We start from the raw sequence: 10,186 nt of genomic DNA on the forward strand, positions 1-10,186 counted from the left end.
ACAGGCGCGCGGCCCGGGCCGGGTCGGTGACGACCACGGCGTCCAGCCCGCCCGCGGCAGCCACCAGCGCACGGGACCTGTCGGCGAGCGCACCGGGGTCGGTGTCGGTGAGCTCGACGAACAGCCAGCCCTCCCCGCGCGGCAGGTCGGGGACGGCCGAGGTCCCGAGGCGTCGCCGCACCACGTCCACGATCCGCCGGTCGAGCCCCTCCACCGCGGTCGGCCGCCAGGGCAGGACGGCAGGCGTCGCGTCCGCGGCCCCGACCATGTCCGGGTAGCCGATCACCAGCAGCGCGCGCAGCGGCAGGTCGGCCACCAGTCGCACCCTGGCGCCGGTGACGACGCCGAGCGTGCCCTCCGAGCCGACCAGGAAGCGGGCCACGTCGAAACCGTGCTCGGGGAGCAGGTGCTCGAGGCTGTAGCCGGACACCTGGCGCGGGAACCGGCCGAACCCGGTGCGGATCACCCCGAGGTTCGCCATCACGAGGTCGTGCAGGGCGGACAGGGTGGGGGAATCGGCGGTGGTGGCGCTCTGGCCGAGATGCAGCCGCTCTCCGGTGCCGGTGACCACGTCCAGGGCGAGCACGTTGTCGGCGGTGCGGCCGTAGCCGAGGGCGCGGGGGCCGCACGCGTTGTTGCCGATCATGCCGCCGATCGTGCACCGGTCTGCCGTGGACGGGTCGGGGCCGAAGCGCAGGCCGTGGCGTGCCGCTGCCGCGGTCAGCCGGGCGGGCACCACGCCCGGCTCGACGATCGCCGCGCGACCGGTGCCGTCGAGGTGCGCGATGCCGTCCAGCCGGGTGCAGTCCACAACCAGGCCGGGTCCGATGGCGTTGCCCGCGACCGACGTGCCGGCCCCACGGCTGGTCAGGGGAAGTCCCGCGGCACGCGCGGCGTCCACGAGTTCACGGAGTTCCGCGACAGAACCCGGGCGGGCCACCGCGGCCGGTGGGACGCGGTACAGCGACGCGTCGCTGCTGTGCAGGGCCCGGGCCAGGGTCGAGGTGTCGAGTGCGAATCCTGCCGAGGCCAGCGCAGCGACCTGATCGGTGAAGGCTGCGGCGACCGGCACGACCTCAGTCTGTCACGCGGGTGACGGCCTCCATCGCCCGGCCGAGCGCCTCGAAGTCCTCCGCGGCGATCGGGTCGACCAGGACTCGACGCACCGAGGCGACGTGGGCAGGGGCGGCCTCGACCAGCAGTTGGTGGCCACGAGTGGTCATCACGGCGATGACCCCCCGACGGTCCGAGGGGCAGGCCGTCCGGGCGACCAGGCCCTTCGACTCCATCCGGGAGACGGTGTGGGTGAGCCGGGACCGGGACTGCCGCACCCGTTCGGCGAGGTCCGACATGCGCAGGGCACGGTCGGGGGACTCCGACAGGTGCACCAGGATCTCGTACTCGCCGAGGTCGAGCCCGAAGGGCCGCAGGTCGGCGTCCAGCTGCTCGTTCACGAGTGCGACGCCGTTCAGGTACGCGCGCCAGATACGCTGCTGCTCTGCGGTCAGCCAACGGGGTTCGAGCTGGGTGGTCACGCACTGAACCCTATCAAAGAAGTTTACGGTTCAACAAATGCCACGCCGGACTCCCGGGCCTGGAAAGGCGCGTAGGCTGACCGGGCACCCCCCTGAAGCAGAAAGCGACGAGGAGCACCCGTGATCGAAGTGATGGGGGACCGTGGACTGGCGGCCGGCCGCAGGGCTGGTCGTTTCGTCGGGCGGACGCTGGACGCGCTGAGGGCGCGGGCGGTCCCTGGCACCAACCTGCTGGAGATCGACGACTGGACGCGGGAGCTGATCGCCGAGGCCGGGGCCGAGTCGTGCTACGTGGACTACGCGCCTCCGTTCGGGCGCGGCCCCTTCGGCAAGGTCATCTGCACGTCGGTCAACGACGCGGTGCTGCACGGCCTGCCGCACGACTATGCGCTGCGCGACGGCGACCTGCTCAGCCTCGACCTCGCGGTGTCGATCGACGGCTGCGTGGCCGATGCGGCCACCAGCTTCGTGGTGGGCGAACCGGCCGACCCCGAGGACGAGCGGATGATCGAGGTCACCAGGGAAGCCCTCGCCGCGGGCATCGCGTCCGCGGGCGCCGGCCGGCGGATCGGCGACATCTCGCACGCGATCGGGTCGGTGCTGCGCGATGCGGGTTACCGGGTGAACACCGACTTCGGCGGTCACGGCGTCGGCAGCACGATGCACCAGGATCCCCACATCGCCAACGACGGCCGTCCCGGGCGGGGACTCACTCTGGTGCCCGGCATGCTGCTGGCGATCGAGCCCTGGGTGATGCGCGACACCGACGAACTCGCGGTCGACCCGGACGGCTGGACCCTGCGCAGCGCCACCGGGTGCCGCACCGCGCACGTCGAGCACACGGTGGCGATCACCGACGCCGGCGCGGAGATCCTCACCCCGCACCAGTAGGCGCGGCCGGGGGAGGGACGCCGGCGACGGGGACCCCCTAGACTGCGGAGACAGTCCAACGGGGGATGTGAGGGTTATGGGAGCTTCCAGCATCGACGCCGACGCACTCGTCGCGAGCGCACCACCCTCCGCGGGGGCGCTGTTCCGGTGGCGGGTGGAGCAGACCCCGAAGAAGGAGGCGTTCCGGTATCCCGACGCCACCGAGACCTGGGTCTCGATCGACTGGGCGGAGACCCGCCGCCGCGTGGACGAGTACGCCGCCGGCCTGCTCGCGATCGGCCTGGAGCCCGAGCAACGGGTCGCGATCGCCTCGAACACCAGGATCGAGTGGATCCTCGTCGACTACGCGATCAACTGCGCGGGCGGCGCGACCACGACGATCTACCCCAACACCCAGGGCAGGGACTTCGCGCACATCGTCACCGACTCGGGCTCGGTGGTGCTGGTCGCGGAGAACGCCGAGCAGGTGGCCAAGCTGGAGGAGTCCACGCAGGCCGCGGCGCAGGTGCACCACGTCATCGTCCTCGACGGCAACGGGGACGGGGAGCGCGTGCTCAGCCTCGCCCAGCTCGCCGAGCGGGGGCGTGCCCTGCTCGCGTCCGACCCCGGGGCGGTCGACCGTGCGATCGCGGCGATCGGGATCGACGACCTGGCCACCCTGATCTACACCTCCGGCACCACCGGTCTGCCCAAGGGCGTCGAGCTGACCCACCGCTGCTGGGTGTACCAGGCGGTCGTGCTGCGGGAGATGGAGCTGATCAGCCCCTCCGCGCTCCAGTACCTGTGGCTACCGTTGTCCCACGTCTTCGGCAAGGACCTGCTGACCATCCAGCTGGGCATCGGCTTCTCCACCGCCGTGGACGGGCGCATCGATCACATCGTGTCCGGCCTCGGCGAGGTCCACCCCAACTTCATGTGCGGGGCGCCGCGGATCTTCGAGAAGGTGCGCGCCGCAGTGATGCTGTCCTCCCCGCAGGGGGGCGTGAAGGGACGCATCGCGCGCTGGGCGTTCGCCGTGGGGCGCGCGTCCAGGGAGTACCGGCTGGCCGACAAGCCGCTGCCGGTGGCCATGCGGCTGGCCTACACGATCGCCGACCACCTGGTGTTCAGCAAGCTGAAGGACCGCGTCGGCGGCAACGTGGACTTCTTCATCTCCGGCTCGGCCAAGCTGAGTTCCCAGGTGCAGGCGTGGTTCTACTCCGCGGGGCTGATGGTCGTGGAGGGCTACGGCCTCACCGAGACCGGGGCGGTGACCTGCGTCAACCTGCCGCTGCCGATCCGGTTCGGGACGGTCGGTGCCGCCCTGGCCGGCACGCAGGTGAGGATCGCCGACGACGGGGAGATCCTGATCAAGGGGCCCGCGGTGATGCGGGGCTACCACAACGACCCCGAGCGCACCGCGGAGGTGCTGGTCGACGGCTGGTTCCACTCCGGTGACATCGGCAAGCTCGACGCGGACGGTTTCCTCACCATCACCGACCGCAAGAAGGACCTGATGAAGACGTCGGGCGGCAAGTACGTGGCCCCGGCCAAGGTCGAGGGAGTGATCGCCGCGTCCGTCCCCTACGTGTCGCAGGTGGTCGCCGTCGGCGACGGCCGCAAGTACGTCTCCGCGCTGCTGACGATGGACCGCGACAACCTCGCCAAGTGGGCGGCCAGGCACGACATGGCCGACCGGGACTACGCCGAGGTCACCCAGACCCCGGAACTCCGCAAGACCATCGAGCGGTTCATGGGCGCGGCCAACGCCAAGCTCGAGCGCTGGGAGACGGTGAAGCGGTTCGCGATCCTGCCCGCCGAGCTGAGCGTCGACGACGGAGGGGTCACCCCGAACATGAAGATCCGCCGCAAGGTGGTCACCCAGCAGTACGCGGACGTCGTGGAGTCGCTGTACGACGAGGAGCCGGTGGACGCCGAGTGAGCGGGTTCGTCAGCCGCGTCCCGCTGCGCTGGGTCGACCTGGACGCCCAGGGTCACGTCAACAACGCCGTCGTCGCCGACTACCTGCAGGAAGCCAGGGTCGACTGGCTGTTGTCCGGATCGAACGCGCACCTGCTCGGCTCATCGACGATGGTGGTCTCCCACCAGGTCGAATACCTCGGCCCGGTGTCGTTCGGCGTGGACCCGGTCGAGGTCGAACTGCGGGTCGGCACGGTGGGTGCGGCCCGGTTCACCCTCGGCTACTCGGTGGTCCAGGACGGCCGTGAACTGGCCAGGGCCCGGTCGGTGCTGTGCCTCTACGACTACGCGGCCGGGCGGCCGCGGCGGATGACCAGCGCGGAGCGGGCGTGGTTCGTCGCGCAGGCGGAGCCGCTGGAGCCGTTCGGTGGCCTCGGCGACCAGCGGGTGGGCGATCGCGCCCACGCCTACGACGTGGTGGTCCGCTGGTCCGACCTCGACCCGTACGGCCACGTCAACAACGTGCGCGTGTTCGACTTCGTCGCCGAGGCCCGGATCCGGATGAACCCCGCCGAGGACGGCAGCACCCGCATGGACGCCGCCGCAGCGGCAGGGCTGCTGTGGATGGTGGCCCGGCAGGACGTCGACTACCTCGGTCAGATCTCCCACCGCACCGAGCCGTACCGGGTGCGCTCGGCGATCGGCAGGGTCGGACGGACCTCGGTCACGATCGTCGCGCAGGTCGAGGACCCGCAGGACGGCGCCGTCCTCACCCGCACCAGGACCGTGCTGGTCTGCGGCGACGCCACCGGCCGTCCGGTCCCGCTCCCGGAGAACATGCTCGCCGCGGCGGCGCGCTGGCCGGCCGACCCGGTGTGACCCGATCCAGCCGCTGCGCTCGTCCCGCGCGCCCCTGACGTCACGCCCCGGGCGTCGAGTGGACGGATCGCGACAGCCCACCCCTAGACTGACCGTCCACAAGCGAGGAGGTCCCCGTGCAGGGTGGTACCGGCACCGACAGGGCGCGGCGGTCGCTGGCCTACCTGCGCAGCCGGATCGCCTCCGGGGAGTGGGCGGTCAACGAGCAGATCCCGACCGAGCCCGAGTTGATGGAACTGCTGGGCGTGGGCAAGACCACCGTGCGGGAGGCGGTGCGGACGCTGGCGAACCTCGGCATGCTCGAGGCGCTGCCCGGCCGCGGGACGTTCGTGCGCTCCCGGGTGCCGGTGAGCTCGGTGCTGGCCGACTACATCGCCGACTTCGAGGTGCCCGAGATCCTCGGCTACCGGCGCGCTCTCGAACTGGAGGCCGCGCAGCAGGCCGCCCGCAACCGCACCGCCGTGCAGCTGGACGGGCTGCGGGCAGCGCTGGCGAACGACCGTCCGTCCGACCCGGACCTGCCGGTGCGCTGGGAGCGGGGACGGACGCCGGGGCAGTTCCACTTCCTGGTCCTCGAGGCGACCGGGAGCGCGCTGCTCACCGGCCTCTACGCGGGCGTGATGGCCGCGTTGCGCCGGGCGGTGGACGCGGGGGTCGTCGTCTACGGGGCGAGCCACGAGGTCAGGACCGCTGACCACGAACGGATCCTCGCCGCGATCGAGGCCGGCGACCCGGTGGCCGCCGCCCACGCGATGTCCGCGCACCTCGACCACGACCTCGTGCCCGAGAAGCCCGCGGACGCCTGAGCCGCGGAGTCCGGGTCAGGTCCGCGATGCCGGGGGATCACCGGCTCCCAGGACCGACTGCAGGGCGTCGGCCATTCCGCCGCGCCAGCAGGCGTCGTCGTGGCCGCCGTTGAACTCCACGTAGCCGGGGCGAACGCCTCGCGCGGCGAGGCGGTCGCGCAGGTCGCGGTGCGGGCCGAGCAGCACCCACTCCTGGCGGCCGACCTCGAGGTGGCCGCGGGTGCCCGCGCCCAGGCCCGACGCGACCCTCTCCAGCACCCCGGGCTGCCACAGGGACGCCGACTGGCTGATGAAGCCGCCCACGGCGTCCGGCCGGAGCGTGGCGGCGAGCAGTGCGACCGTGCCGCCGAGGCTCTGGCCCGCGACGATCCGGTCGGTCGCGGCCGGGCCGAGGTCGAAGCGCTCGCCGAGCCACGGCAGCAGCACGTCCGCGATCCAGTCGACCAGCGGGGCGTCGCCGCCGAGGTCCGCCCACCTCGCCTCCCGACCGGCCGACGGCACCAGCACGAGCAGCGGGGGACGGATCAGCCCGGCCAGGACGAGAGCGTCCACGCTCGCCGGCAGGTTGTGGGTGCGCAGCCACACCTCGCCGTCCAGGCACACGACCACGGGCAGCGGCCCGTCGGCGCCGGGCGGACGGTAGGTCCAGCAGGTTCGGCCGTCGGGGAGCGCGTGCTCGAGCAGCTCGCCGGCCGGGGCGGCCCCGGTCAGCCACCGCTGGGCGGGCGCCTGGGGCAGTTCGACCACGGAGAGTTCGCGTCCGGAGCGATTGCGGCAGGTGAGCCGATTGCGCTGGTCGGGCAGTCCGTGGTCGAGGGCTGCCCGGATCGCAACCTGGTCGGCGTCGTCCCGCCAGGCGGCGCGGGCGCCCGCCGGCCGGGGCAGGAAGGCGTAGGACGCCCGCCAGTCGGCGCCCATGCGGTAGGTCAGGTGCCACAGTGCGGTGCCGGGCAGGCGCTGCATCAGGCTGTCATCCAGACGGCGTTCATCGGTGAGCCGGTTCACGAACAGGAGCACCTGCTCCGCGTCCGGATCGTGCCTGGTGAAGGTGACCAGGCACTCGCCCGCCGGATCCGTCTCGACCAGCGGCGCGGGTGTCCCGGCCCAGAACTCCGCGACCAGCCGGCCCGCCCGCGACGGGTCTGCCGCGACGGCGTCGCCGAGTGCGGAGATCGCCGGGCTGCAGGCCAGTGGCGCCGGCCAGGGCCGCGGCACCTTGGGCGGGGTGGGTCGATGCCCGGTCACCGGTCGCGCTCCTCGAGCTTCGGGATCACCAACGGGCGCCCGCTCTCGGGATCCTCGATCACCCGGCAGGGCAGGCCGTACACGTCCTCGATCAGCTCGGCGGTGACGATCTCGCGGGGGTCGCCCTGCGCGACGACCACACCGTCGCGCATCACGATCAGGTGGGACGCGTAGCGGAAGGCCAGCTGCAGCTCGTGCAGCACCACGACGAGGGTGTAGCCGTCGCGCTGCAGGCCGCGGGCCAGGCGCAGCACCTCCACCTGGTGGGCGATGTCGAGGTAGGTGGTGGGCTCGTCGAGGAGCAGGATCGACGTGTCCTGGGCCAGCGCCATCGCGATCCAGACCCGCTGCCGCTGGCCACCGGACAGCTCGGCGACCAGCCGGTCGGCGAGGTCGGACACCCCCGCCCTGGCCAGCGCCCGCTCGACCGCCGCCGCATCCTGGTCCGACCACTGCCGGAAGATTCCCTGGTGGGGGTAGCGGCCGCGGGCGACGAGGTCTGCCACCGTGATGCCGTCCGGCGCGACGGGCGACTGCGGCAGCAGCCCGAGCCGGCGGGCGACCTCCTTCGGCGGGTAGTCGCCGATCGGGCGTCCGTCGAGCTCGACGACGCCCCCGCGAGCGGGAAGCATCCGGGCCAGTGCCCGCAGCAGGGTCGACTTGCCGCAGGCGTTCGGACCCACGATGACGGTCAGGCCGCCGTCGGGGATCGCCACGTCGAGGCCGTCCAGCACCAGCCGTTCGCCGTAGCCGACCCGCAGTCCGCGACCGGCCAGCCGCGGCTGCGGCGCCGGGTCCGGCAGCAGCACCGGGACCGGACGGTGAGCTGTCATCCTGCGGCCCTCCTCGCGCGCGTGGCCAGCAACCAGATCAGGTAGAGCCCGCCGAGACTGCCGGTGACCACGCCGACGGCCAGCTGGGTGGGGGCGAACAGCCGCTGCGCGACCAGGTCGGCGGCCAGCACCATCGCCGCTCCGGTGATCGCCGCGGTACCCATGCCGATCCCGCTGGTGCGGGTGAGCCGGCGGGCGACCTGCGGCGCGGCGAGCGCGACGAACGCGATCGGGCCCGCCGTGGCGGTGGCGATCGCGACGAGGGCGATCCCGACGGCGACCAGCGCTGCTCGCGTCCGTTCGACCCTCAGGCCGAGACCGGCCGCCAGGTCGTCGCCGAGTACGAGCGTGCCGAGTGGACGCGACAGCGCCAGGGCCGGCGGCAGCAGGATGAGCAGCACCGCGAGCAGCGGGCCGCTGCGAGCCCAGGAGGTCGCGTTGAACGAGCCGGCCAACCACAGCGATGCGGTCTGCGCCGCGGTCAGCGACGCCCGCACGATCAGGAGGTTGTTCACGCCCTGCAGCACGGCGGACGTCCCGACGCCGACCAGGACGAGCCGGCTGCCGCTGAGCCCGTGCCGCCACGACAGCGCGTACACCACCGCCGCGGTGGCGAATCCCCCGACCAGTGCGCCGGCGGCGACGCCAGCGGGCCCGGCGTCGAACAGCACGATCTGCACCAGCGCTCCGGACGCCGCACCGGTGGTGAAGCCGATCACGTCCGGGCTGCCGAGCGGGTTCGCCGACAGTGAGGTGAAGATGTTCCCGGAGACGGCCAGGGCGGCGCCGACGACGAGGGCGGCGACCACGCGCGGGGTCCGTTGCTGCTGCACGAAGTAGCGGGCGAGCGGGTCTTCACCGAGGCCCAGCAGGGCGCGTACGGCCGCGATCGGATCCAGCGGGTAGTCGCCGATCAGCAGCCCCGCGACGGCGAGCCCGACCACCAGTCCGAGGAGCAGTGCCGCGACCCGGACGGCGCGACGCTCGAGCAGCAGCGTCCACGGCCCCAGGCTGAGCCGGTGGTGGCGGGGGCGGACCCGGGTGGGGGCGGCGGCGCTCACAGCGCCTCGATCCGGGGCCGCCGCACGATTGCGATGAACACCGGGCCGCCGAGGATCGCGGCCAGCACGCCGACCGGCACTTCCGACGGCGCGGCGACCACCCTGGCGATCACGTCGGCGACCAGCAGGACGGCGGGCGCCGCGACCAGAGTGCCGGGGAGCACCCAGCGCTGGTCCGGCCCGAAGGCCGCGCGGGCGAGGTAGGGCACGCCGAGCCCGATGAACATGATCGGCCCTGCGGCGGCGGTGGCCGCACCGGCCAGAAGGGTCACGGCGGCGACGGCCAGCCCCCTGGTCAGCCCGACCCGGACGCCGAGGGCCCTCGCCGTGTCCTCGCCGAGGGCGAGGGTGTTCAGCGCGGGAGCGAGCGTCATGGCCAGAACGGCACCGGCCACGACGAAGCCCGTGACCGCGAGCAGGACGGGGTAGCCGCGCCCCTCGACCGACCCGGACGCCCAGAACCGGAACTCGTTGTAGGCCGCCTGGTCGGCAAGGATCACCGTCTGGACCAGGGAGCTGACGGTCATGGTGATCGCCACCCCCGCCAGCGCGAGCCGGGAGGGAGTGGCGCCGGCGAAACCGGCCCGTCCGAGCAGGTAGACCGCGATGGACGCGAGCGCGGCTCCGGCGAAGGCGAACCACAGGTAGAACCACACCCCGGACAGCCCGGCGACGGCGACGGCGAGGACGACGGCGAGGGACGCGCCGGCGTTCACGCCGAGCAGGCCGGGCTCAGCCAGCGGGTTGCGGGTGATCGACTGCATGAGGGCGCCGGCGAGGCCGAGCCCGGCGCCGACGACGAGCAGGAGCAATGTGCGGGGCAGGCGCTGCTCGGCGAGCACGATCGCCTCCATGCTGCCGTCGGGGGAGAGCAACAGCTGCCAGGCCCGACCGGGCGGGATCGGGTTGGAGCCGATCGACAGCGACAGCAGGGCGCCGAGCCCGACCGCGGCGATCGCGACCGAGAGGGCGAGGATGCGGCGGCGCAGGAGTCGCGCCCGCCCCGCCGTGCCGGGCGGTCCGGCCGTGGCGGCGGG

The 10,186-nt window shown here is 73.1% G+C and carries 10 protein-coding genes; 4 read left to right on the plus strand and 6 right to left on the minus strand.

The window, feature by feature from the left end:
- On the minus strand, positions 1 to 1,072 hold a 1,072-nt coding region (locus QM633_RS00005; protein WP_415151665.1), incomplete at its 3' end, for an FAD-binding oxidoreductase.
- A 4-nt stretch (positions 1,073 to 1,076) separates the two neighbouring features.
- The gene (locus QM633_RS00010; RefSeq protein ID WP_415151666.1) at positions 1,077 to 1,535 is read right to left on the minus strand and encodes a MarR family winged helix-turn-helix transcriptional regulator; all 459 of its coding nucleotides are present in this window, start codon (positions 1,533 to 1,535) and stop codon (positions 1,077 to 1,079) included.
- A gap of 120 nt (positions 1,536 to 1,655) precedes the next feature.
- Here QM633_RS00010 and map point away from each other — a divergent pair, with 120 nt between their 5' ends.
- The 4 genes from map to QM633_RS00030 all read left to right on the plus strand — a co-directional run bounded on the left by map (position 1,656) and on the right by QM633_RS00030 (position 6,010).
- Positions 1,656 to 2,426, plus strand: coding sequence for a type I methionyl aminopeptidase (gene map / locus QM633_RS00015; RefSeq protein WP_415151667.1), 771 nt, complete (start codon positions 1,656 to 1,658; stop codon positions 2,424 to 2,426).
- Positions 2,427 to 2,502: 76 nt separating this feature from the next.
- Positions 2,503 to 4,347, plus strand: a complete 1,845-nt coding sequence (locus tag QM633_RS00020; RefSeq protein ID WP_415151668.1) for an AMP-dependent synthetase/ligase — start codon at positions 2,503 to 2,505, stop codon at positions 4,345 to 4,347.
- Complete coding sequence (locus QM633_RS00025) at positions 4,344 to 5,204, plus strand: acyl-CoA thioesterase (RefSeq protein WP_415151669.1); 861 nt, start codon at positions 4,344 to 4,346, stop codon at positions 5,202 to 5,204. Before QM633_RS00020 ends, QM633_RS00025 begins: the two co-directional genes overlap by 4 nt.
- 116 nt (positions 5,205 to 5,320) lie before the next feature.
- Complete coding sequence (locus QM633_RS00030; RefSeq protein ID WP_415151670.1) at positions 5,321 to 6,010, plus strand: FadR/GntR family transcriptional regulator; 690 nt, start codon at positions 5,321 to 5,323, stop codon at positions 6,008 to 6,010.
- A 15-nt stretch (positions 6,011 to 6,025) separates the two neighbouring features.
- Here QM633_RS00030 and QM633_RS00035 read toward each other — a convergent pair whose 3' ends face one another.
- The 4 genes from QM633_RS00035 to QM633_RS00050 all read right to left on the minus strand — a co-directional run.
- Positions 6,026 to 7,255, minus strand: coding sequence for an enterochelin esterase domain-containing protein (locus QM633_RS00035; protein WP_415151671.1), 1,230 nt, complete (start codon positions 7,253 to 7,255; stop codon positions 6,026 to 6,028).
- Positions 7,252 to 8,088 carry an ABC transporter ATP-binding protein gene (locus tag QM633_RS00040; RefSeq protein ID WP_415151672.1) on the minus strand — a complete coding sequence of 279 codons (837 nt, stop codon included), beginning with the start codon at positions 8,086 to 8,088 and terminating at the stop codon, positions 7,252 to 7,254. Before QM633_RS00040 ends, QM633_RS00035 begins: the two co-directional genes overlap by 4 nt.
- Entirely contained in the window at positions 8,085 to 9,149 is a 1,065-nt protein-coding gene (locus QM633_RS00045; protein WP_415151673.1) for a FecCD family ABC transporter permease, read from the minus strand. Before QM633_RS00045 ends, QM633_RS00040 begins: the two co-directional genes overlap by 4 nt.
- The coding region (locus tag QM633_RS00050) for a FecCD family ABC transporter permease (RefSeq protein ID WP_415151674.1) at positions 9,146 to 10,186 on the minus strand (1,041 nt) is incomplete at its 5' end. The genes QM633_RS00045 and QM633_RS00050, both read right to left, overlap by 4 nt.

It is taken from the genome of Propionicimonas sp., from assembly GCF_047606205.1.
Lineage (GTDB): Bacteria > Actinomycetota > Actinomycetes > Propionibacteriales > Propionibacteriaceae > Propionicimonas.

What these genes read in the sequence shown, in the direction of transcription:
- QM633_RS00020 (WP_415151668.1), top strand. Translation starts at nt 2,503, where the DNA reads ATGGGAGCTTCCAGCATCGACGCCGACGCACTCGTCGCGAGCGCACCA.
- QM633_RS00040 (WP_415151672.1), bottom strand. Translation starts at nt 8,088, where the DNA reads ATGACAGCTCACCGTCCGGTCCCGGTGCTGCTGCCGGACCCGGCGCCG.